This window comes from Halomonas sp. KX33721, assembly GCF_001596805.1.
GTDB classification, from domain to species: domain Bacteria; phylum Pseudomonadota; class Gammaproteobacteria; order Pseudomonadales; family Halomonadaceae; genus Vreelandella; species Vreelandella aquamarina.
Window position 1 is genome coordinate 18,739 of the sequence record NZ_LVIA01000020.1, and the last position, 23,370, is coordinate 42,108.

Annotated in this window: 18 protein-coding genes and 5 pseudogenes; 11 read left to right on the forward strand and 12 right to left on the reverse strand. The window is 58.0% G+C overall.

Translation table 11 applies throughout. The annotated features are described in order from the left end of the window. Positions 1-95 precede the first annotated feature (95 nt). Positions 96-703, reverse strand: a pseudogene (locus A3220_RS17880) (IS630 family transposase); the annotation flags it as partial. 24 nt (positions 704-727) lie between these two features. On the opposite strand from A3220_RS17880, the pseudogene A3220_RS16845 reads away from it, so the two are divergent. Further along, positions 728-1,024: pseudogene (locus A3220_RS16845) on the forward strand (transposase); the annotation flags it as partial. A 159-nt stretch (positions 1,025-1,183) separates the two neighbouring features. On the opposite strand, the gene A3220_RS08140 reads toward A3220_RS16845, so the two are convergent. The 4 genes from A3220_RS08140 to A3220_RS08155 form a co-directional block, all read right to left on the reverse strand. Continuing rightward, entirely contained in the window at positions 1,184-1,489 is a 306-nt protein-coding gene (locus tag A3220_RS08140) for a helix-turn-helix transcriptional regulator (RefSeq protein ID WP_062374475.1), read from the reverse strand. A gap of 135 nt (positions 1,490-1,624) precedes the next feature. Further along, positions 1,625-2,608, reverse strand: coding sequence for an LLM class oxidoreductase (locus A3220_RS08145; protein WP_062374333.1), 984 nt, complete (start codon positions 2,606-2,608; stop codon positions 1,625-1,627). A 66-nt stretch (positions 2,609-2,674) separates the two neighbouring features. Next, complete coding sequence (locus tag A3220_RS08150) at positions 2,675-3,799, reverse strand: alkene reductase (protein WP_062374335.1); 1,125 nt, start codon at positions 3,797-3,799, stop codon at positions 2,675-2,677. A gap of 409 nt (positions 3,800-4,208) precedes the next feature. Continuing rightward, the gene (locus tag A3220_RS08155) at positions 4,209-5,168 is read right to left on the reverse strand and encodes a LysR family transcriptional regulator (RefSeq protein WP_217284282.1); all 960 of its coding nucleotides are present in this window, start codon (positions 5,166-5,168) and stop codon (positions 4,209-4,211) included. 99 nt (positions 5,169-5,267) lie between these two features. Between A3220_RS08155 and A3220_RS08160 the strand changes: the two genes are divergently transcribed. Beyond that, positions 5,268-6,011, forward strand: coding sequence for an SDR family oxidoreductase (locus tag A3220_RS08160; RefSeq protein ID WP_031633346.1), 744 nt, complete (start codon positions 5,268-5,270; stop codon positions 6,009-6,011). Between the two features lie 353 nt (positions 6,012-6,364). Here the strand turns inward: A3220_RS08160 and A3220_RS08165 are convergent. Further along, a pseudogene (locus A3220_RS08165) lies at positions 6,365-6,919 on the reverse strand (IS630 family transposase); the annotation flags it as partial. Between the two features lie 273 nt (positions 6,920-7,192). Here A3220_RS08165 and A3220_RS08170 point away from each other — a divergent pair. Beyond that, positions 7,193-7,537, forward strand: a complete 345-nt coding sequence (locus A3220_RS08170) for a hypothetical protein (protein WP_062374340.1) — start codon at positions 7,193-7,195, stop codon at positions 7,535-7,537. 6 nt (positions 7,538-7,543) lie between these two features. Beyond that, the gene (locus tag A3220_RS08175; protein WP_062374341.1) at positions 7,544-8,773 is read left to right on the forward strand and encodes a PqqD family protein; all 1,230 of its coding nucleotides are present in this window, start codon (positions 7,544-7,546) and stop codon (positions 8,771-8,773) included. A 4-nt stretch (positions 8,774-8,777) separates the two neighbouring features. Here the strand turns inward: A3220_RS08175 and A3220_RS08180 are convergent. Continuing rightward, positions 8,778-8,993 (reverse strand): annotated as a pseudogene (locus A3220_RS08180) (lytic transglycosylase domain-containing protein); the annotation flags it as partial. A 60-nt stretch (positions 8,994-9,053) separates the two neighbouring features. Beyond that, positions 9,054-10,783 (reverse strand): annotated as a pseudogene (locus A3220_RS08185) (proline--tRNA ligase). A 252-nt stretch (positions 10,784-11,035) separates the two neighbouring features. Between A3220_RS08185 and A3220_RS08190 the strand changes: the two are divergent. Next, positions 11,036-11,470, forward strand: a complete 435-nt coding sequence (locus tag A3220_RS08190; RefSeq protein WP_054641308.1) for a hypothetical protein — start codon at positions 11,036-11,038, stop codon at positions 11,468-11,470. Positions 11,471-11,558: 88 nt separating this feature from the next. On the opposite strand, the gene A3220_RS08195 is transcribed toward A3220_RS08190, so the two are convergent. Beyond that, the gene (locus A3220_RS08195; RefSeq protein ID WP_062374342.1) at positions 11,559-12,764 is read right to left on the reverse strand and encodes a benzoate/H(+) symporter BenE family transporter; all 1,206 of its coding nucleotides are present in this window, start codon (positions 12,762-12,764) and stop codon (positions 11,559-11,561) included. 135 nt (positions 12,765-12,899) lie between these two features. Here A3220_RS08195 and A3220_RS08200 point away from each other — a divergent pair, with 135 nt between their 5' ends. Beyond that, positions 12,900-13,487 (forward strand): XRE family transcriptional regulator, encoded by a 588-nt coding sequence (locus A3220_RS08200; RefSeq protein WP_044628044.1) that lies wholly within the window; start codon positions 12,900-12,902, stop codon positions 13,485-13,487. On the opposite strand, the gene nfo is transcribed toward A3220_RS08200, so the two are convergent. Together nfo and A3220_RS08210 are read right to left on the reverse strand one after the other, a co-directional pair. Then, on the reverse strand, positions 13,457-14,317 hold the full coding sequence (gene nfo, locus A3220_RS08205) for a deoxyribonuclease IV (protein ID WP_062374343.1): 861 nt from the start codon (positions 14,315-14,317) through the stop codon (positions 13,457-13,459). The two genes, A3220_RS08200 and nfo, sit on opposite strands and share 31 nt — an antisense overlap. Positions 14,318-14,389: 72 nt before the next feature. Next, on the reverse strand, positions 14,390-15,166 hold the full coding sequence (locus A3220_RS08210; RefSeq protein WP_062374344.1) for a glycerophosphodiester phosphodiesterase family protein: 777 nt from the start codon (positions 15,164-15,166) through the stop codon (positions 14,390-14,392). Positions 15,167-15,343: 177 nt separating this feature from the next. On the opposite strand from A3220_RS08210, the gene A3220_RS08215 reads away from it, so the two are divergent. Beyond that, the gene (locus A3220_RS08215) at positions 15,344-16,321 is read left to right on the forward strand and encodes an NADPH:quinone reductase (protein WP_044628041.1); all 978 of its coding nucleotides are present in this window, start codon (positions 15,344-15,346) and stop codon (positions 16,319-16,321) included. A gap of 137 nt (positions 16,322-16,458) precedes the next feature. Here the strand turns inward: A3220_RS08215 and A3220_RS08220 are convergent, their stop codons facing one another. Continuing rightward, entirely contained in the window at positions 16,459-17,352 is an 894-nt protein-coding gene (locus tag A3220_RS08220) for a MurR/RpiR family transcriptional regulator (protein WP_044628040.1), read from the reverse strand. Positions 17,353-17,539: 187 nt separating this feature from the next. Between A3220_RS08220 and A3220_RS08225 the strand changes: the two genes are divergently transcribed. From A3220_RS08225 to A3220_RS08240, 4 genes are all read left to right on the forward strand, one after another. Then, complete coding sequence (locus A3220_RS08225; protein WP_054641311.1) at positions 17,540-18,349, forward strand: enoyl-CoA hydratase-related protein; 810 nt, start codon at positions 17,540-17,542, stop codon at positions 18,347-18,349. 66 nt (positions 18,350-18,415) lie between these two features. Next, a complete protein-coding gene (locus A3220_RS08230; protein WP_062374345.1) occupies positions 18,416-20,596 on the forward strand; it encodes an acetate--CoA ligase in 2,181 nt (726 codons plus the stop codon). Beyond that, positions 20,593-21,396, forward strand: a complete 804-nt coding sequence (locus A3220_RS08235) for an enoyl-CoA hydratase-related protein (protein ID WP_062374347.1) — start codon at positions 20,593-20,595, stop codon at positions 21,394-21,396. The genes A3220_RS08230 and A3220_RS08235 overlap by 4 nt, the downstream gene beginning before the upstream one ends. Positions 21,397-21,525: 129 nt before the next feature. Continuing rightward, positions 21,526-23,370 (forward strand): SLC13 family permease, encoded by a 1,845-nt coding sequence (locus tag A3220_RS08240; protein WP_062374349.1) that lies wholly within the window; start codon positions 21,526-21,528, stop codon positions 23,368-23,370.

Sequence of the window (23,370 nt, forward strand, 5' to 3'; positions counted from 1 at the left end):
CGGTGCCTAAGTACCTAAGCAAAAGAAATAGCGCATTCCGTTCCGTAACCTGACAGGATCCGTTCTGCCTCACTACGCAACGTCGCGAAGCTTTCATAGGCGGTCATCTCCAGCGGTTTCCCGACAGGACTCCACGCATAGGGCAAGGCAGATGACTGAGAAAACCCAGATTCATCAAAATAGTAAAGCTCTGCGATACCCTGATCTTCCCAGGCCTGAAGCGCTGACATCAGGCCTTGCGTGTTGCGGAAATCCGTCTCGTCACGTCGCCCCGTCAGTGAGCGCCGGACGCGCTTGAAGCTATGGCCGATTTTTTTAACGTCCGCCTGAGGGTCGCCGTACTGGAGGTCTTGCCGGTTTCCTCAAGCAGCCGAGCCCGAACGGTCTTGATCTGATGAGGATGCTCTTGGACCAGCTCCTGCAAGCGCCCATGCTCCTGGTCATCGAAAATTGGCGGTCGCCCGCTACGCGCCCTGTCATGGAGACCTTGCAGGCCTTTAGCCTCCCAGGCCTTGAACCAGCTTGCCACCGTGTTACGGGTGACGACCAGGATCTCGCAGATCTGCCCGATCGTATGCCCTTTGTGACTGAGCAGGATGCCATGAGCACGCCGACGCAGCGCAGGCTTTTCGGCGTATCGGTAAGTGTCCATCAGGGCCTCCTGCTCAGCCGTCGTGAGAGGAGTAACAAAGCGGTGCCTCATGAGTAGCGGAGACGTTCCGCTTTCCGTATCAAGGATCAACAACTGAGCCTGTTCGCTGACCGTACCTCCAGCACACACTGGTGGGCCAATCAGTGGCGGCTGATCTTGTCGGGCTTCGCTTATACACTGTTCGAGCGGTTACGGACTTACCTGAAGCACACGCCCTTCGCGGGCATGAGTCCGAGCAACCTTAGGCTCAAGCTCATCAAAGTAGGCGCGGTCATCATCCGCAATACGCGTCGAATCCGCGTACTCATGAGTGACAGCTACCCCTATAAAACGGCGCTATCCGATCTCGTCAGGCGGTTGGTGCCGAACTGACCTCGGGCGCCCCCGGCCCGACGCAATGGGGGGAAGGGGGAGGTGTGTCTGAACGACGAAAAGTGGTTAAAAAGTAGCCGATGTAAGTCGAGCCAATAGGTGTTTAGCGGTGTTAGAGCCTGAGTGCGGTACTGGCTGAGGTGCTATGAGAAATCCAGGCTAGATTCTTTCTTGCAGCGCCTTTAAGAAGGCATCGATATTCTCATCGTGGCGTTTGTAGTAGGTCCAGGGGCCGATCCGCTGCGATGTCACCAATTGCGCGCGCTGTAGAGCGGCGAGATAAAGCGATGTCGTTGACTGCGAGAGGCCCGTGCGCTCCTGGATGATACTGACGCACACGCCTACCGTTTCTGGGTCGACTTCCTGCTCGGGAAAGACTGTCCTGGGATCCTTGAGCCAATTGAGGATGGCAAGGCGCGTCGGGTTCGCCAATGCTTTCAGGGCTTCGTTGACGTCAATAGTCATGAATTTTTTTATACCTACTCTTCCGATATCTGGATATCTTCCTGCTTCACGCAGCAAATTGGAAGGCTTCACCATGATCTCCGCGCCTGCCCTTCGCAGTGATGGGCAGGCTTGGACTGGAATCCTATTGTCCTGTCAGGTAGGACTATCGGACACCTGTGCGCCGAATTGCGGGACGATATGTTTGCCAAGTTCCTCGATAACCTCTGCTGCGGGGCGTTTACCATACTTGAGGTTCAGGATGACGTGATCTACACCGATTTCCTGAAGTGTATCCAGCAAGGCCAGAAGATGGTTACGTCCCAGTCGGAATCCTAGATGGATAGGCGAGGGCGGCGTGGATGGGTGTTCGTCCAGGTCGATATACAGCGATTGCAAGAACGGCTTGTAGATAGTGCCACATTGTTTAGCCGTTTCCTGTCGCCAATCTTCCACGATGAGTCGCTGTATTTTTGGCGGACGTGGATAGTTGATCCATCCATGGCTTTCACGCGCGATCCAATCGAGCGACTGGCGGCTATGTCCGGTTACGAATAGCGGTATTTCCCGAGTCGTAGGTTTGGGAACGAGATCGGCCCCCAGTAACTCACCGTGACTCCAGCGAATGGGCTCGAAGTGTGTTCGATGGGCTTGGCGTATCACATTGAGGTTTTCTTGAAAGGTCTCGCCGCGCTGTTCTGGATCAACGCTGAATGCGGGAAACTCCACGGGACGATCGCCAGAGGCTACTCCCAGGAGCAAGCGACCTCCGCTCAACTGATCAATGCTCGCTGCGGCCTTTGCCGTGTGCAAGGGATTACGCAAAGTAAGGGCGATGGAGGCGGTGCCTAGTGCGACTTTTGTTGTATGGGCTGCCATGTAGCCCAGATACACCCAAGGGTCGAAAACCTGGCCGACATCGCCGAAGCTTGGGTCCCTGAGCGGCACGTCGCGAAACCAGAGCGCCGAAAAACCAAGTGCCTCTGCACGTTTGGCCAGCGCGACCTGATCCAGCATGCGCGGTGTGTCACCCTCGAAAGCCTCCAGGGGAAAGAACAGCCCAAGGCTTAGATGACCCTGCCTGAAGGTCCGTTTGAATCCCCCATGCTCTTGGTAGGGAGTCGTGCTCGGTTGGTACATGCTTAACTTCCTCGGTCAGCAAACGCTGAGCCACGCCCCTGAGTTATGGGGCGTGGCACTGAGCGCTTAGGGTGTGTAAGTAGGGTAGTCGGTGTAGCCCTTATCGGTACCGCCGTACATGCTGCTTGGATCAAGTGGGTTAAGCGGCCAGTTGTTGGCGATACGCGCGGGCAGGTCGGGGTTCGCAATGAAGGGGCGACCAAAAGCGATCAGGTCGGCCCAGCCAGCTTTTATCACGCGATTTCCTCGTTCAGCGGTGTACTTGCCGGCACAGATAATCTTGCCGCTGAAGGTCTGACGAACAGCTTCCCGGAACGTCTCAGGCAGCTCGGGTGCGTTTTCCCAATCGGCTTCAGCGAGCGACAGGTAGGCAATGCCCACTTCCTCGAGGATCTTCACTGCCTCGATGTAGGTTTGGTGAGGATCTTCTTCGACCAGGCCAAGGTAAACGCGGTCTTCGTCTGTGGTCGCGAACAGCGGAGCGAAGCGAACGCCAACGCGCTCCTTGCCGACCACACCAGCAACAGCGAGAGTGATTTCGCGCAGGAAGCGAAGACGATTCTGCAGCGAGCCGCCATATTCATCATCACGCTGGTTGGTATGGGCCGAAATGAACTGGTTTACCAGGTACCCGTTCGCGCAGTGAAGCTCCACCCCGTCAAAACCTGCTTCCAGCGCATTTCGGGCTGCTTGGGCGTAGAGCTCAACCAGTTCCTTTACCTCCTCGGTGGACAGGGCTCGTGGGGTCGATGGGTCGGCCAGTGTGCCCGTGCCGGGGCCAGTTTCGATGAACACTTTGACGTTGTCCGCGCGGATGGCTGATGGCGCGATGGGCGCTTCACCACCGGGTTGCAGCGATGTGTGCGACACGCGGCCCACATGCCAAAGTTGAGCAAAGATCACCCCCCCTTCGGCGTGAACAGCGTCGGTGACCTTACGCCAGCCTTGTATCTGTTCCGGGCTATGAATGCCGGGTGTCCAGGCATAACCCTGTCCTCGGGGTTCGATCTGTGTGCCCTCGGTCACCATGAAGCCAGCACCGCTGCGCTGACGGTAATAGGTGGCCATCAGGTCGTTCGCAATATTGCCGGGTTGGGAGCTGCGCGAACGCGTCAGTGGCGGCAGAACGATACGGTTCTTGAGGGTGTATGGGCCCAGCTGAGTGGTTTTAAAAAGTTCTGAGTGTGTCATTTTGCTTACCTGCATATCTAAAATATTCGATGTCGTAGGTCGAAAAACATGGATCAACGAGCTCTGAAGAGCCTAGCGGTGCTTCGTTGAGGCTGACGTAGATATTCTTCTTCTGGCTGTAGGCTTCCAGCATTGACTTGTGAGTTTCCCGTCCTGGGCCAGATTTCTTATCGCCACCAAAGGGGCATGGGCTGAGGTCTCATGGTAGGTATCGCTGGAATCTTTCATGGGGGTACCACCTGAGGTTTCTAGTGCGGGTTACGAGCCAAGGCTATTCGCAATATCTATATATGTCAATATGTCGCTATTATTTCCGGCACGTATGCATATTTTCACGCCCTTGCAGCTCACTTCTGGATCAGCTGGGAACGCGCCGTGCTTCGCACCAGGGTTGTCTATGAGTCTCTGGCTATTCCCCCAGGCCCTGGGGAAATAGCCTGGGGTTTGAGAAAGCCTGCTTAAGGTGGTCGTACACCAATCGCACCCGCTTCGATACAGGACCCTGCTGCGGGCGGTATATGAACAGATCCCATGGCGCTGGAGCGAGATCAGCCAAAACAGCAACCAGCTTTCCTGACCGCAGATGAGGCTCAGCCAGATAGGCAGGAATTTGGCCAAAACACATGCCTGCCAGGGTGGCTTCCAATTCCGTATCTGGATCATCACAGATAAGCGCTGGCTGCCTGGGCGTGAACGTTTGCCCGTCGGCAAATAGCCAAGGCCAAGGGCGGCCATTTTTCCGGTCGATCAGGACTGAAAGTGGCAGCTTAGCTAAGGCATCCAAAGATTCAGGTGGTGTCTTTTGGCCTAGGAGAGACGGGGACGCGACAACGTAAAACTGCACGGGAGCTAAGGCACGTGCAATGTAGCGCCGGTCGCGAATAACCCCCACCCTGATACCAATATCGATATGCGCCTCAACAGCATCAGTCATCTGATCTTCCAAGCGGAGATCGAATTGCAGGTCAGGATGTGCAGCGGCCAGGGGCTGAAGAAACGGTATTAGGAAGCGCCTGCCAATAGCATGTGGAGCCGTAATCCCCACCCTACCTGACAGCTCAGGCTCCGTCCTGTGCGACCGGAATAGCGTATCGAAATGATCCAGAGCTGACCTGGCATCTTTGGCGTAATTCTGACCGAAAGCAGTGATGCTCACCTGGCGGGTATTGCGGTGGAACAGTGATTCGCCAAGCTCAGTTTCCAGGGCTTGAATGGCTCGAGTCACCCCTTGTGGGGAGATGCCTAATCGAGTTGCCGCTTCGCGGAAGCTACCTGCCTCTGCTGCTGTGCAAAAAATCCTAACCATCTCCATGCGGTTAAGCATGTTGCCCCTCCCATTTATTCCATTTTCAGGAATAGCATAATCCAATCATTTCCATTTATTGAGATCAATCATGGGTCTAAAGTTTGCGCACTGCCAGGTTAACCAACCATGGCGAAGTATAAAACCACCGATGAGGTTCTCAGCATGAGCAATAACATTTCTGGAAAAGTTGTCGTTATCACCGGTGCCAGCAGCGGCCTGGGTGAGGTTACTGCACGCCACCTTGCTGCGCTTGGCGCTCGCGTAGTGCTGGCTGCACGTCGCAAAGATAAACTCGACGCATTGGTGGCTGAGCTGACCAATGCAGGTGGTCAGGCAATCGCGTATCAGACCGATGTTACCTCTCAGGAAGAGGTCAAAACGCTCATTCAAGGTGCCGTGGACACCTACGGTCGCATTGATGTACTGATCAACAATGCCGGACTGATGGCGATTGCACCGCTCAGCGATACTCGCACTGACGAGTGGGATCGCATGATCGATATCAACATCAAGGGTCTGCTGTACGGAGTCGCGGCTGCATTGCCAGTCTTCCAGAAACAAAACAGTGGTCACTTCATCAACATCGCATCGGTTGCAGGCCTGAAAGTGTTCAGCCCAGGTGGCACCGTGTACAGCGGCACCAAGTTTGCTGTGCGGGCTATCTCCGAAGGACTGCGTCACGAAGTCGGTGGCAGCATCCGCACCACGACTATCGAACCGGGCGCCGTGGACTCCGAACTGAAATTCGGCAGCACCCACCAACAGAGCCGCGATTTCGTGGTGGACTTCTACAAGCATGCAATTCCCGCCGAATCGGTCGCTCGAGCTATCGCCTTCGCAATTGAGCAGCCTGCTGACGTGGATATTAACGAGATCGTTCTGCGCCCAACCGTGCAGGAGTTCTAAAAGTTGAGGGTCTGTCTCTTCGGCGTCAGGCCCCGCTTATCTGGAGTGAAAAGCGGTGAGCAACGTAACTGATTCGCTGTAAATGAGGGAGTTATGAAAGAGCCGGCCAATATCAATACGACGACCGTACAACCCACCCCGACCGCCACCGTGTACGGCATGCCGGCTTATGCCGATCGTGCTGCAGCCGAACCGCTTCGTTCCTTGCACGGGAGTTAGCGCGGGCCGAGTAGCTTAGTTCGCCAAATGTTGCCAGCTTCGCGGGGCATTGATCGTCGCCACACGGTTTTTAAGTGCATGATTTCTCTACCGAGAAATCATGCTTTAGTAAGCATACTCGGCAAGCACGTCACCTAAGCAAAAGAAATTGCGTATTCCGTTCCGTAACCTGACAGGATCCGTTCTACCTCACTACGCAACGTCGCGAAGCTTTCATAGGCGGTCAGCGGCAGCCAGGCATACTTGACCTGGCGCCAGAGGATTTCGATCAGGTTCAACTCGGGCGAGTAAGTCGACAGGTAGACCACGTGGACCCGCTGGCCCAGCCACTCCAGGCGCTTGCGTTGGAAGGACTCCGAACGATGTATGCTGGCATTGTCCAACACCACGATCACGAAGGTATCCGGCGCTTTCTGGGCAATGAAGTGGTCGAAGGCAGCGATGACCGTCTCCGTCGTCACCGACTCGGTGGTGGACTGATAGACCAGTTTGCCTTGCCGATTCAGGAAGCCCAGTACGTTGAGCCGGCGACTGCGCGAGTAGGCGGTCATCTCCAGTGGTTTCCCGACAGGACTCCACGCATAGGGCAAGGCAGATGACTGGGAAAACCCAGATTCATCAAAATAGTAAAGCTCTGCGATACCCTGATCTTCCCAGGCCTGAAGCGCTGACATCAGGCCTTGCGTGTTGCTGGGGGAAACAAGTCGCCCATTATGCGCAAAAACTTATGTGCTGTCACTTACCTAAATAAGGGCAATCGAAGTGGCTAATCATGCGGGACCCGACATGTAACTATTGAAAAGTCATGTTTTTGCTCTAACGATAAAACCCTGAGAGGTAAAAAAGAGTAAACAATAGGGAAGTCATTGAAGGCGTCTGGTGTCGGTCACAGAGCTTGGCTAGAGTGATTTACGAAACGGTGTTCGTTAATTTGCTCAATCACCTTGATCAGGAGGATCACCATGCCCCATGAAACTGAAGAGGTATTGCAAAAGCGCCGCTCGCGCCGCCAGGTGCTGGCCAGCCTTGGGCTGGGTGCCGCAGCGCTCTACGTTGCTCCCACGTTCCTGTCGATGGGGCAGGCGGAAGCGCGCGGCCGTCGCTCACGGCACAGCCGTTCACGTCCCAGCTACTCACGTCCCAGCTACTCACGTCCTCGGCATAAGCATCATGCCCGTCGTCGTGATGAGCGATACTACCGCCCTCATGATCGTCGCCGGGCTGGCTATTCGCGTCCGCATCGATCCCGCTGGGAGCGCGATGGTGTCATCGAAATTCGCTTGAGCCGCGTACTGCCAAGGTGGTAACGGCCGATGACAACCCACACCACTCACGATATCAGCCTGCCCAGTCTGGGCCCCTGCCTGCGCCTGGTAGAGGCGGAGGAGCTGTTGCCCGTGTTGCAGCAGGCCATGCCAGGCTGGCCCATCGAACGCTGCCCGGTGTTGCCGGAAGCCCCGGACATCTGCGTTTGGCAGCACCCCGACGGCTACTGGCAGGAAGCGCCCGCGCTGCCCCAGGGTGCCTTGTTGGACACCGATGTTGGCACTGCCTGTAGCGTCGTCGCCGATTTGGCCGGGGCGTTCCTGCATCGCCACCCTGAGCTGGTGGGCTTGCACTGTGGCTCGGTGGAGCTCAACGGGCAGCTGGTGATTTTTCCTGATGCCCACCGTGCTGGAAAAAGCACCTTGACCTCGGCATTTGCTGCCGCAGGCTGCCGTGTATTCGGGGATGATGTGCTGGCGCTCAATCCTGAAGGTGAAGGCATCGCGCTTGGCGTGGCACCGCGTTTGCGGTTACCGGTCCCGGAGGCCTTGTCGGTAGATTTTCAGCACTTCGTGGCCTGCCATCTTGGTCCTTTCGACGACCGTTACGGTTATCTGAACTTGTCGAGTTCCCAACTGGCAGCCCATGGCGACCGCTCCCCGCTGGGGGCCGTGCTGCTGATCGACCGAGACCCCACGTTGACGGCCCCCCAACTGACACGCCTGCAGCCCGGCGATGGCCTATGGCAGTTGTTGCAACAGAACTTTGCCGAGCACGAGTCGGATCAGGCGCTGATGGATCGCTTCCTGCCGCTACTGCAGCGGCTACCGTGCTTTCTGCTGCGATACTCGGATGCTTATGAGGCAGCCCTGTGGCTGGCACAGCGCTGGGAGGGTCAGCCGTTCTCAGCAGATCGGCAGCAGGGGCAATCGGTGGCAAGTGCTGAACGGGCGGAGGTGCCTGCGCTGCCCTTGGATGACGCCCGCTACTGGCACACCAGCCCGGCAGCCTTCGAGTGGTCGCTGGGCGATGAGCTGTTCGTGATTGGTCAGAACGGGGGTGATATTCATCGAATGAACGCGACCAGCCGCGCAGTATGGGCTCTATTGCAGCATGAGCCGATGAACCTGCAGGAATTGAGTGAGACGCTCGTGGCGTTCTTCGAAGGGGCGTCGCTGCCGCAGGTAACGCGTGACGTGGCACAGTTGCTGGCCAATCTGGCTAAGGCGGGCTTGCTGCACAGTGTTGAAGCAGAGGTTGACAGGGTGACTGAGTGACCGGCTAACGCCAATGGTCGCGCCAGGCCTTCAATACCCGCTCGGGGTACCAGGTTTGCCCAAGGCTGCCGTTGTAGCGAGCCAGAGCGCGGGTGAAGTCACCCCGCTCGACGGCAAGATAGTGGGCCAGAATGGTGCTGCCGTAGCGCAGATTGCGGTTGGGTTCGGTCAGGTCGTCCATGGGCAGGCCCAGCTCGGTGACTCAGAAGGGCATGATCTGGCCCCCACTGCGAGCCCCAGGATCAGGGCTCGCACCAGGCCGTACCGCATGAGGGGGCGATCAGCCCTGCGCCAGGCCCGCTTTTTCACGCAGGAACTCGACGATCGTGTCGGCGGGCACCATGGTGGCGTCGCTGTCGCGGCGGCCCTTGTACTCCAGCTCGCCGTTGTCCAGGCCACGGTCGCCGATCACCAGGCGGTGCGGCACGCCCATCAGTTCCAGGTCGGCGAACTTGACGCCGGGACGAGTGTCGCGGTCATCCAGCAGCACGTCCAGACCTGCCGCCGTGAGTGCCTGGTAGAGGCGCTCAGACTCTTCACGCACCCGCTGAGACTTGTGGGCGTTCATGGGCACCAGCGCCACCTGGAAAGGCGCGATGGCGTTGGGCCAGATGATGCCTGCATCGTCGTGGTTCTGCTCGATGGCAGCGGCAACCACACGGGTCACGCCAATGCCGTAGCAGCCCATGAACGGGTGGCTGGTCTTGCCGTTGTCGCCCAGTACGCTGGCATTCATGGCCTGGGAGTACTTCTGGCCCAGCTGGAACACATGACCCACTTCGATACCGCGTTTGATCAGCAGGGTGCCTTGACCATCCGGCGAGGGGTCGCCCTCTACCACGCTGCGCAGGTCGGCGACCTGGGGCAGGGGGGCGTCGCGCTCCCAGTTGATACCGAAGTAGTGCTTGCCATCGACGTTGGCGCCCGCGCCGAAGTCGCTCATTAAGGCAACGCTGCGGTCAATGATAATCGGCATTTCTAAACCGACCGGACCCAACGAGCCAGGGCCTGCACCCACGGCGGCACGAATTTCTTCTTCGCTGGCCATGGTCAGCGGGGCTTTTACCTGAGGCAGGTTTTCCGCTTTGACTTCGTTGAGTTCGTGGTCGCCGCGAACCAGCAGTGCAATGAGACCACCTTCCGCCGCGTGAACCATCAGCGTTTTGACGGTTTTCTCAATGGGCAGCTTGAACTGCTCTACCAGCGTGGCGATGGTTTTGGCATCCGGTGTATCAACCAAACGCATCTCTTCGCTAGGGGCGGCGCGCTCGACGTTGCTGCCCAGCGGTGCGGGCAGCGCTTCGGCTTTTTCGATGTTAGCAGCGTAATCAGATGCGTTGGAGAACACGATATCGTCTTCGCCGGAGTCGGCCAGCACGTGGAATTCGTGAGAGCCCGTGCCGCCAATAGAGCCGTTGTCAGCAATCACTGGGCGGAAGTCGAGGCCCAGGCGTGTGAAAATACGCGAATAGGCGTCGTACATGCTTGGTAAGTCTCTTTGAGCGAGGCTTCGTCCAGGTGGAAGGAGTAGGCATCTTTCATGATGAACTCACGCGAGCGCATCACGCCAAAGCGCGGGCGAATCTCATCACGGAATTTGGTTTGAATCTGGTAGAAGTTCACCGGCAGCTGCTTGTAGCTGGCGATCTCTTTGCGCACCAGGTCAGTGATGACTTCTTCATGAGTGGGGCCTACGCAGTAATCGCGCTCGTGGCGATCTTTCAAACGCAGCAATTCCGGGCCGTACTGCTCCCAGCGGCCAGACTCCTGCCATAGATCGGCGGGCTGAACGGCAGGCATCAATACTTCTTGTGCGCCGGCCCGGTTCATCTCTTCACGCACGATGGCTTCCACTTTGCGCAGAGTGCGTAGCCCCAGGGGCAGCCAAGTGTACAGGCCCGAGGTGAGACGGCGGATCATCCCGGCGCGCAGCATTAACTGGTGGCTGATGACTTCAGCATCGGCCGGGGTTTCTTTTAATGTCGCAATCAATAATTGGCTGGCGCGCATGGGCGTGAGCATTCCTTGGTTGGTAGCGGTGATGCTGGATCGTTGTGTCGAACGTAGCGCTTAATTTAGCGTTGAATCCGGCATTGTACGGCTAAGCGGGTAAGGCGGCAAAATCCTACGTCAGCAGCCAAACGTGTGCTGTTCTTGAAGTATGCTAGAATCAAGCGGCATTTGATTCGATAGTCGCTGATTTGAACACAACAAACACGACAGCATCGGCTATCGGTACGTTAAGATTTCGAGGGAACCTCCATGCAGCAAGCAGTTCGCCGTTGGTTAACGGGGGCCGTTGTAGGTGTCTCCATTGTGGCATTGAGCGGTTGCGGTACCATGTTTTACCCTGAGCGTAAGGGGCAGTTGAGCGGTGATGTAGACCCGGTGGTGGCGATTGCCAATGGTGTGGGTCTGCTGTTTTTCATCGTTCCAGGGGTGATTGCCTACGCCGTGGATTTCTCTAATGGCACTATCTATCTTCCCAGCGCGAGTAGCGCATCGGTAGATATTCACCACTTAGACGACGCTATGGATGTAGCCTCATTAGAGAAGCTACTGTCAGATAAGGCCGGCCAACCGGTTAGCTTAGAAAACGAGCTGCTGGTGATTGAAGAGATGGACAGCCTGGATGAAGCGCTGGCCATGGTGCGGATGTCCGGCGTGCTGGATGAAGAGCGGCTGGCCACGATGTAGAGGGCTGGCATCTTTATCTGAACGGACGTCTTAAACGCCCCTGGCAGGTTAACCGGCCAGGCGCGTTTATGTATTGCCGCACCGCTTTTTAGGATGCTGCTTTCGCTGTGGTGATTTTCAATACCGCTAAGCCAGCCACCAAGCCCCAAAAGGCTCCTCCGATCCCCAGCAGCGTAATGCCCGAACCGGTCAGCAAAAACGTCACGATGGCCGCATCGCGCTGTTCGCTTTTTTCAAATGCGCCTGCTAAACCGCCGCTTAGCGTACCCAACAGCGCAATACCTGCCAGTGCCAAGACGAGAGCGCTGGGCAGGGCGTTAAATATGCCGGTCACCGTTGCCCCAAAAATACCCATGGTTATATAGAAAACGCCTGCGGCAACGCCTGCGGTGTAGCGCCGTTTGGGGTTGGGATGAGCATCCGGCCCCATGCACACGGCGGCGCTAATAGCGGCCATATTCAGCGCGTAACCACCAAACGGTGCGAGCAGCAGCGTAGCGCTGCCTGTCCAGGCGATCAGCGGCGAGCTGTTGGGGTGGTAGCCTGACGCCCGCAGTACCGCGACGCCAGGCAGATTTTGAGTCGCCATGGTAATCACGAACAGCGGTACGCCAATACTCAGCAGCGTCATTGGGTTGAACGCGGGGGCGGTAAAAACTGGGAGCGTGGGCGTGAGCGGAATACCCTGCGTGCTGATTTGGCCTTGTAACAGGGCAATCGCCACGCCGGTGAGTAGCACCCCCGGCACTGCCAGCGTGGGCCATAAGCGTCTGCCTGCCACCCAGGCGGCCAGCATGGCCAGCGGCAGCAGCCACTGACGCTCCATTACGTTAAACAGCTCTAGCCCAAAGCGCAGCAGAATGCCGGCCAGCATGGCGGAGGCAATGGCGCTGGGAATGTGGCGCATCAAGCGCTCGAACAGCCCCGTGACCCCGCATAAGGTGATCAGCAGCGCTGAGAACAGAAACGCGCCGATAGCTTCTTCGATAGGAATGCCAGGTAGGCTCGTCGCCAGAAACGCCGCCCCCGGTGTCGACCACGCCGTTAATAGCGGCATCCGGTAGCGCAGCGACAGCCCCAGCGAAGTCAGGCCCATCCCAATGCCTAGTGCCCACAGCCATGAGCTGATTTGTGCGGTGCTGGCCCCTGCGGCCGCCGCCGCTTGGAAAATAATCGCTGCCGAGCTGGTATAGCCAATCACTACGGCGACGAAGCCCGCAATGATCGTCGACAAACTAATATCGCGCCAAAGACTGGGCGCAGCGGAGTCGTGGCAGGTGGATGGCGCTTCCATGGGTGGCCTCTCCCAAGCTGTGATGGCAAAATGTGCGTTATAGCGCACGCCTTTCACGTTACCACTGTGCGTTATAACGCACAATAGGGGCAGCAGACTGTGTCACATATCCAAAGCGGTAGTCAGGAGAAGCCCATGGCCAGTGAGCCACACACCATTGCGCAACATATTGCGGGGACGGTGCGGCAACTGCGCAAAGAGCGTGGCTGGAGCCTGGATCGTGCTGCTGGTGAAACCGGGGTGAGCAAAGCCATGCTCGGCCAGATCGAACGGGGCGAGTCCAGTCCGACGGTCTCGACGCTCTGGAAGATTGCCAGCGGCTTTCGGGTGTCGTTTTCGACGCTGTTCGATAGCGACAAGCCCGCATTAGGGGAACTGCACCGGGATGGCTGGGAGTCGGTATGGGGCGACGACAGCGCCGGTATGCAGGCGCGGCTACTGTTTCCTTACGACCCGCTGCTGGGCTTCGAGATGTTCATGATCGAGCTCGCACCGGGGGCGCTCAGTGAATCGTCGGCGCACGCTAGCGGGGTGGTGGAGCACATCGTGGTGGTGGAAGGAGAGATGGAGCTACGCATTGACGAGCGCTGGCAAACGCTTCGGGCAGGCGAGGGGCTGCGCTTTTTTGCTGACCGGCCCCACGCTATGCGCAATAACACCGCGACGCGATTACGCTTTCACGACGTGATTCACTACTTGCCCGGCGCGGCCTCTGGCACTTGAGCGCGCAGCCAGTTGAGCTCGTCGGCCCAGATCTCGGGTTCGATGGTCTCTAAAATCATCGGAATGCCGTGGATGCGCTCGTCTTGCATAATGGTGCTAAAGGCATCTAGCCCAATATTGCCCTTACCCAGGCTGTGGTGGCGGTCAACGCGGCTGGCAAAGGCGCTTTTGGCATCGTTCAAGTGCATGCCGCGCAAGTACTCAAAACCTACGACCTTGCCAAGCTCATCCAGGGTGGCCTGTGTCGCGTCGCGGGTGCGGAGATCGTACCCGGCAGCGAAAGCGTGGCAGGTATCGATACACACGCCCACCCGGGATTTATCCTCCACCTGATCGATAATCTCGGCCAAGTGCTCAAAACGCCAGCCGAGGTTGGTGCCTTGGCCCGCGGTGTTTTCGATGACCGCGGTCACGCCCTGGGTGGCATCCAGAGCCAGGTTGATGGATTCGGCAATGCGCGACAGGCAGTCGGCTTCGCTGATCTTGTTCAAATGGCTGCCGGGGTGAAAGTTGAGCAGCGTCAACCCTAGCTGCTCGCAGCGCTGCATCTCATCCAAAAACGCCGCGCGGGACTTGGCCAGCCCTTCAGCTTCTGGGTGACCCAGGTTAATCAGATAGCTGTCGTGGGGCAGAATCTGTTCAGGGCCAAAGCCGTGGGTTTTGCAGGCCTGCTTGAAGGCCGCAATGGCCTCGTCCGTTAGCGGTTTCCCCTTCCACTGACGCTGGTTTTTGGTGAACAGCGCAAACGCCGTTGCACCGATATCAACAGCACGAAGGACGGCCTGATCCGCGCCGCCCGCCGCGCTAACGTGCGCACCAAGATAGTTCATCGTTCTCCTTATTACGTTGTCCCAGTGACGTTGCCCTAGTGACGTTGCCTGAATGTAAACAGGTTAAATAGGTTAAGCGGGCTGGCCTGCGCGCTGGCGGTTGTCTAGGTAGCGTTTAAAGGCAGCAGGTTCATCGGTAATGGCGCTGGCAATGCCCCAGGCCCAGCGGCTATCAAACGCGCTGGGGTCGTTGGCGGTGTAGCAAAGAATTTGGTAACCGTCGCGGCACATGGCGGCGGCCTGGGTCTGTTTGAGCCGCGGCCAATGAGGGTGAATACTAAACGCCTCGACCGCTTCGCACTGTTCGCGCCAGTTTTTGGGCACACTGCCAAACAGCGCCCCTAACGCCAGGGCCTCTTTAGGGGCATGTTGGCGGCAGTGGGCTAAGGCGACGGGGTCGAACGACGAGATCACTAGCCGCTCAGGGGGGAGGGCGGCTAGAACAGCAGGCAAGACCACGTCCACCAAACGGATGGGATCACGCCCTTTGTTGACCTTAATTTCTAGATTAACGCCCATTTCCAGCTCGTTGAGTAGGGCGAGCATAGCCTCAAGGCTGGCCATCTTTTCCCCCGCAAAGCGGTCACCAAACCAACTGCCCACATCTAACTGCTGAGCCTGCTGCCATGTCAGGTTGACGAGCTCACTACGGCCATCTGAGCAGCGGCGAACGTCGCCATCGTGCCAGATGACCGGTGTATCATCCTTCAGCAGCTGTACATCCAATTCCACCCAGGTTGCGCCTGCTTGGTGGGCGGCGCGTACGGCTGCCAGGGTGTTTTCGGGCGCGGCAGCGGAGTAGCCGCGGTGGGCGATGAGCGTGGGGACAGAAATTGCGGGATGGGTCATAGCCACTCCGTGTCGTGGTCGCCAATTGAGCGTCATGAAGCACAATGTTGCCAAGTTTAGCATGGGTGCATGACGACGACGTGTCGGCCTAGTGAGCTAATGGCTTGATTAATGACGCTCAACGCGGTTGGATAGCGCGCAGGGTATGTCCAATAATTAACAACAGGAGTGTCATTAATGTCTAAGCGTATCCAGTTTTCCAAGACCGGTGGTGCCGAGGTGTTGGAATGGGTGGAGGTCGAACCGGCTGCCCCCGCTGCTGGTGAAGTGCGTATCGCCAATAAAGCGGTGGGGCTTAACTTTATCGATATCTATTTCCGCACGGGATTATATCCCGCGCCTGCCATGCCGTCTGGGCTGGGAACGGAGGGCGCTGGCACGGTGGATGCCGTCGGCGAAGGTGTGACGCATCTCAAAGTCGGCGACCGGGTGGCTTACGCCCAAGGCCCGCTGGGCGCATACGCCGAACTGCACACGCTGCCTGCGTCCAAAGTCGTCAAGCTCCCGGATTTTATCGATTTTGAAACCGCTGCCGCTAGCCTGCTGAAAGGCTTAACGGTGCAGTATCTGCTGCGTCAAACCTATGAGCTTAAAGGCGGTGAGACCATTCTGTTCCACGCGGCGGCCGGGGGCGTTGGCTCTATTGCCTGCCAGTGGGCTAAAGCGCTGGGCGTGAAGCTGATTGGTACGGTGAGCTCTCAGGAAAAAGCTGACCTAGCCATGGCCAACGGTGCATGGGCGACCATCAACTACACCGAAGAGAACGTGGTAGAGCGGGTGCGCGAGCTGACCAACGGCGAGATGTGTGACGTAGTGTATGATTCGGTGGGTAAAGACACCTGGGAAATGTCGCTGGACTGCTTGAAGCCTCGTTCGCTGATGGTGAGTTTCGGCAACTCTTCTGGCCCTGTGGATGGCGTGAATATCGGTATTTTGAACCAAAAAGGCGCGCTGTTTGTGACTCGCCCAAGCCTGAACGGCTACGCCGACACCCGTGAGCGCCTAGAGATGATGTGCGACGAGTTTTTCGCCATGATTGAGAGCGGCAAAATCCACATCGACGTAGCCAACCGCTACCCGCTGCAAGACGCCGGTAAGGCTCAGGATGCACTACAGAGCCGTAAAACTACCGGTTCTACTATTTTATTGCCGTGATAATGGTACTAGAGATGATCGGAATCATCCCGTAGCGGGGGTCTTTCGCCATGGATGGTGAAAGTAGCGTCCATGGAAGGATTCACAGCGCCCCCGCCTAGGGTTGTTCCGGTCTGATGACATTACTAAGCGACTGTTTAGGCAATCTCTATATACGCTCCCAACTGACGCATTCGGCTCTCAAAGCGGGTCACGTTATCGACCAGCTGGTCGGGGCCGAATGCCACGCACTCCGCCAAAATCGCTTCGCTGAGTGTAATTGCCGCTAATATCGACGGGAAAAAGTGCGGCGTAGCGTTGGCAACGGTAAACGTTACGCTGGCCCCCGGCACCAGCGGCGAGCGCAGCGTGTCGGTAATTACAATCGCCTGCACGCCGTTGGCGCGAGTAATCTCCAGCGCCTTCACCGTCTCGGCGCAGTAGGGTTCAAAGCCAAACGCCACTACCACATCCTGCTCGTTGAACGGGGCCAACTCGGTGAGCAAGCCTCCCTCCTGTCCGCGAATGAGCGTCACTTCCGGCATCGCAATGCGCCCCACGTAGGCAAAGTGGTACGCGCAGGCGAAGGTGTCGCGAAACCCGACCACGGCGACTCGCCGCGCGGATAAGATTCGCTCGGCGGCCTCTTTGACGCGCTTTTGGTTATCCGCCGTAAACAGCCTGCCAATATTATCGAAGGCAGCGTCGCCTACCTCCGCAAACAGCGCCGCTTCTGGGTTTCTGTGCTGCTGATTCAACTGGCTGGCGCGGCCGGATAGCTCCACCGGCGCTGCCTGTACCGCCGATTGAAATACTTCCCGAAACGGCTCGTAGCTCTCGAACCCAAGCCGCTTGGCTAGCCTGACCAGGGTGGAGGGAGTGACGGATGCTGCCTGAGCCGTTTTGCGGATCGACTGAAACGCCATCTCTGTAGGATGTTCCAGCACGTAGCTGGCGGCGCGCTTGAGCTGTGGGCTAAGCGCTGCATAGCTCTCGGCTAGCTGCTGGTGAATGCTGTCCAGGCTGGTGGCGTGAGTGGCGTTGTCTGGCATGGCACCCTCTCTATGAAAATAAAACATTTGTGCCAATGATAGATGTTTTTGCTACAGATGTATTGACGTTGTCCCAGCGACTACTCTATCGTTCAAAAAATACATACGTTTCTTTTTATTCAAAATAAAGAAACAAACGTTTCGTTAAGTTTTGACGACTGATCCGATGAGGTTAAAAAAAAGCACCATGCCTGCTGACGCTACTGCGCTGCCCAATTATGAAACGCTGCTGGTCACTCTGGATGCCCGCGTATTGACCGTGCGACTGAATCGCCCACAGCGCCTCAACGCCGTTGTTGAGGCGCTCTACCAAGAGCTGCTGGATGTGCTGCGAATAGCACAGCAGTCGCCTCAGGTTAGGGCGGTGGTGCTGACCGGTGAGGGGCGCGCGTTTTGTGTCGGTGCCGATATGAAGGCCCACGGCAGCGCTAAGCGCACGCTGTTTCAGCGCCGGGCGTATTTGCAGCTGGGCAACGACGTATGCGAAGCCATCACCAAACTCAGTAAGCCGGTGGTAGCAGCCGTGAACGGCTATGCGCTGGGGGCAGGCGCGGAGATGGCGGTCTCCTGCGATTTTATCGTGATGGCTGACGAGGCGCAGATTGGTTTTCCAGAAACCAGTATTGGCACTTGCGTGGGCGGCGGTGTTTCAAAATTGCTGCCTCAACTGGTAGGGCTCACCCAAGCCCGGCGCTTGCTCTATCTGGGCGACAAACTTCATGGGCCAGAAGCCGCCAGGATCGGCTTGGCGCTGGCCAGCTACCCCCAAGCGCAGCTGATGGCCGAAGCGCAAACACTCGCCGAGCGGCTTGCCAAGCAGGCGCCGGTCTCCATGGCGATGCTCAAACCGCTGGTCAATCGCAGCGCCCATACCAGCATGGAGAGCCAGCTGCAGCAGGAGCTGGACGCGGTGTTTACCTGCTCCACGACCGATGATTGGCAAGAGGGGGTCGATGCCTTTGCCGAGCGGCGAGCGCCAAATTTTTTGGGTCAATGATCTCGGCCCTCTTGAATTAGCTTGGTATCACTCCGTCACGCACTTCTTTGTCAAACAGGTCACGCAATGAATACTCTCGAAGGCCATCTTCCAGTCTGCAGCCCGCTGCATGATATCTTAGCGCCCTCTGGCATTGCCGTAGTAGGCGCTTCTGCAGACCCCACCAAACGGGGCTACAAAGCCATGGTTGGGCTGATTAATGGCGGCTACCAGGGACATATTTACCCCATCAATCCCAAAGCCGATCACATTTTAGGCGTGCAGGCGTGGCCTTCACTCACCGAGATGCCTGGCTGCCCTGAGCTTGCGCTGCTGTGTACGCCTGCCGCCACCGTGCCTGCGCTGATTGCCGAGTGTGGCCGCCGGGGGGTGAAGGGGGCGGTCATTCTGGCTAGCGGGTTTGGCGAAACCGGCGAAGAGGGGGCAGCGCTGGAGGCGCAAATGATGGAGGCCGCCCGTGCCCACGGTGTGCGTATTATCGGCCCGAATACCTCCGGCATGTTTAACCTGCACCACCAGATCAACTTGCTGGCGCTGGAGAACGTCAAACCGGGCGATATCGGTATTGTTTCCCAATCCGGCAATATGCTGCTCTCCCTGGCGTTGGAGGCACAGCACAACGGGCAGGTGGGGTTTAGCACCTACGTTGGCCCGGGCAACCAGAGTGATATCGGCTTTAACGATTACCTGTGCTACCTAGGGGAAGACGAGCATACCCGTGTGGCGACGCTCTACGTGGAAGGCTTCCGTGATGGGCAGCAGTTTCTGAAAGTGGCCCGTGACGTGACCGCCATGAAGCCGGTGGTGGTGTATAAATCCGGTGCCACCGAGCAGGGCCAAAAAGCCGCCAGCTCCCATACCGGTGCGTTGGCCGGTAGCTACCAAATGACCGTCGATTTGTTACGTCAGGCAGGCGTTAGCGTGGTGCAGTACTCCGATGAAATTCTGCCCGTGGCGGAAGGTTTGGGAAGGCTGCAAAAAGCCCCCGGTAAGCGCGTGGCGGTGATTTCTGACGGCGGCGGCCAAGCCACCATTGCCGCCGATCGTTTATCGGAGGCGGGCCTGACGCTGGCCGAGCTTTCTGACGCTACCCGCTCGGCACTGCGCAAGGTGCTACTGCCTCAGGCATCTACCCTTAACCCGGTGGACGTGGCGGGCTCCTCGGATGCGAACCCCTCGCTGCTGGCAAGCTGCATTGAGCTGGTGATGGCGGATGAAGGCGTCGATAGCGTCTTTCTGGTCGGCATGTTCGGCGGGTATAGCCTGCGCTTTGCGGAATCGCTGATGGGCGTTGAGATGCGTGGCGCAGAGCGCATGGTAGAGCTTGCTCAAGCCTCCGAGAAGCCGCTGGTAATTTACAGCCTCTACGCACCCATCAAGCCGCCTGCGCTGCGCCGTTTACACGAAGCCGGTTTGCCGGTGTATTCCTCGATTGAGCATGCGGTGCGCGTGCTTGCTGCCCTAGGTGAGCGAGGAGAGTATCTGGCCATCCAACAGGCGCAGGAGACGATAGCGCCCGCCGCGCCAACGGAAACAGGCAAGGCCATGCTAAAAGCGGCCAAGGCGGAAGGGCGCGATTTACTGGAGTTTGAGGCGAAGGGGCTGCTGGCGGAACACGGTATCGCGGTGCCCGAGGAGTGGTTGGTGCGTCGTGAGGACGAACTCGCCGAGATCGCCCAGTGCACGCAGGGCAAGCCGCTGGCGATGAAGGTGGTCTCGAAAGATATTCTGCATAAATCCGACGCGGGCGGGGTCAAGCTCAACCTGGTGGGTGAAGCCCCACTGCGCGATGCCTTTCAGGCCATTCAGTCAAACGCCCAGGCTTACGACCCGAACGCCCAGATAGAGGGCGTGCTGGTCACGCCAATGGCTGAGAAGGGCGTTGAAGTGATTATCGGCATGCTGCGCGACCCGATTTTCGGCCCGGTGCTGATGTTTGGCTTGGGCGGCATTTTTGTGGAGGTGCTCGAAGACGTGGCCTTCCGCTCGCTGCCGCTGACCCTGCACGACGCGCAATCCATGGTCGATCAACTCAAAGCGCAAAAAGTGCTGGCGGGAGTACGCGGGGCGGCGGGTGTCGATAAGCAGGCGCTAGTGTCACTGCTGATGCAGGTATCCCAATTGGTGGAGGCCTACCCGGAGATTTGCGAGCTAGACTTGAACCCGGTGATTGCCTATCCGAAAGGTCATTCTGCCGCTAACTATGCCATCGTCGATGCACGAATTATTGTGGAGCGCCAATCATGAGCCGAACGCTACCTGAATTAACCGACGCTACCCTAACGCTGGAAAACCGTGTGGCAACGCTCACGCTTAACCGCCACGACGTGCGCAATGCGCTTACCGGCACGGCGCTGGTGGATGATATCATCGCCACCGCCGCATGGGTGAACCGTTGCCAGGACGTCTCGGTGCTGGTGATCACCGGAACGGGGAGCGCTTTCTGTGCCGGGGGTAATGTAAAAGACATGGCCGAACGCAGCGGCGACTTTGCGGGGGACGTAGCCGAAGTCGCTGAGCGCTATCGGCAAGGGATTCAGCGAATGCCCCTGGCACTTAATCAGGTAGAAGTGCCCATCATCGCCGCCGTGAATGGTGCAGCGATTGGTGCCGGGTTTGATTTGGCCAATATGGCGGATCTGCGTATTGCATCCCGTAAGGCGAGCTTTGGGGAGACGTTTCTCAACCTAGGCATCATCCCCGGCGATGGCGGGGCGTGGTTCATGCAGCGCCAAATTGGCTACCAGCGTGCCTTTGAACTAACCCTTTCAGGCCGGGTGATCAGCGCTGATGAAGCGCTTGCCTACGGTGTAGTGCTGGAAGTCGTGGAGCCGGAGCAGCTGATGGAGGCCGCTTTGGCACATGCCAAGCGCATCGCGGCCCAGCCGCCGAAAGCAACGCGCCTCACCAAGCGGCTCATGAAAATGGCCCCGGATATGGAGCTAAAGCCGTTTCTGGATGTGTGCGCCGTGTTCCAAGGCATGTGCCACAACGAGCCGGAACATCTAGAAGCCGTTGAGCGGTTACTGGCACGAATGAAACGCTAACCCGCGCGCTATTTTTTCCTATTTTTCAGTGCTTGTACGGCTGTATAGTCATCGCCTAATGTGATGCTGAACACTCCGCACTTTCCGTGTCAGGGAAGAGGAGCGACAACATAGGGAGATGGCACGCACATGACTCTGGAAAGCATAGGACTCTCTCCCAGCACGCTGGTATTCATCGTGCTGGGGCTCACGCTAGTCGCCTTTATTTGGGGCCGTTTCCGCTACGACTTGGTGGCCTTGGCTGCCTTGCTAGGCTCGGTGATGCTGGGGCTGGTGCCTGCGGATGACGCCTTTGCGGGCTTTGGGCATCCAGCGGTGATCACCGTGGCGGCGGTGCTGGTGTTGAGCCGTGGGTTTGAACGCTCCGGCGTGGTCGATGTCATCGCCAATCAGGTGCTAAAGGTGGGCGAGCGCCTGCTGCTACAGCTTCTGGTCCTGGTGGGCACGGTGGTCGTGCTTTCCGGTGTGATGAATAACGTGGGGGCGCTGGCGCTACTGCTGCCGGTGGCGATGCGCCTTGCACGGGAACACAATACGTCTCCTTCACTGCTATTAATGCCCCTGGCGTTTGGTTCGCTGCTGGGTGGTTTAACCACGCTGATTGGCACGCCACCCAACATCATCATTGCTGCTTACCGGGGCAATATGACCGGTGAAAACTTCGGCATGTTTAGCTTCTCACCGGTGGGCATTGTGGTAGCGCTTGCTGGCCTGATATTTATTGTGCTGGTGGGCTGGCGCCTAACGCCCAAGCGCAGCGGCCAGGCGTCGGCGGACGATATGTTCGACACCGCCAACTATCTGGTCGAGCTGAAAGTAACCGAAGACTCCAAAGCTAATGGGCTCACCCTCCAACAACTGCGCGATGAGCTTGATGAGACCATTCCTGTCTTAGCAGTGGTTCGTGAGGATAATCGCCGAGCGGGTTATCAATTCCACGGCGTTCTGCAGGAGGGCGATATTCTCCTGCTGGAAGCTGGCCCGGACGAGCTAAAGTTGCTGGAAGACAAAGTGGGCCTGAGCGCCATTGCCGAGCCTGAAGAGCCGGATGAAGCGCAGGAGCAGGAGCAGGAAACTGACGCTAAGAAGGGCGATGAGCGGCAGCCGGTGGATACCGAAGGCCTTCAGCTGATCGAGGCCGTGATACGCAACGATTCGATGATGGTTAACCGCAGCGTGCGGGAGCTGCGTCTTAACCACCAGTTCGGCTTGCATTTAGTCGCCGTCGCCCGTGACGGTGGCCGCTTAAAGCAGCGCCTGCGGGATATCCGTTTCCAAACCGGTGACGTCTTGTTACTGCAGGGAAGCGAAAACGAAATCGCCGATAGTTTATCAACCCTGGGCTGCCTGCCGCTGGCTAACCGAGAACTGCATTTGGGGCAGCCGCGCAAACTGGCGGTATCGGTGGGCATTTTTGCGCTAGCCATTGCGGCGATGATGTTTGACTTGTTGCCTGCCGCCGTTGCCATGAGCAGCGCCGCGCTGGCGTCGCTGCTGATTGGCGTGCTGTCGCTAAGGGATGGCTACCAAGCCATTGATGGCCCCGTTATCGTGCTGTTGGCCGCGATGCTGCCGGTGGGCGAGGCGCTGGAAACCAGCGGCGGTGCTGATATCATTGCCGATGCGCTGCTGCGGTTTGGCGTAGAGTGGCCGATTGTCGTTTCCTTGGTGGGGCTGTTTCTGCTCTCCATGCTCCTCTCCAACGTGGTAAACAACGCGGCAGCGGCTCTACTTATGGCGCCGATTGCGGCGAGCCTCGCCAACGGCTTCGATGCCTCGCTGGACCCGTTTTTGATGGTGGTAGCCGTCAGCGCCTCCTGTGCGTTTTTAACCCCGATTGGACACCAGTCGAATACCCTGGTGCTGGGCCCCGGGGGGTACCGGTTTGGAGATTACTGGAAACTGGGGTTGCCGCTTTCGCTTGTGGTGATGGCCGTAGCCATTCCCGCGATTTTGTGGGTGTGGCCGCTCTAA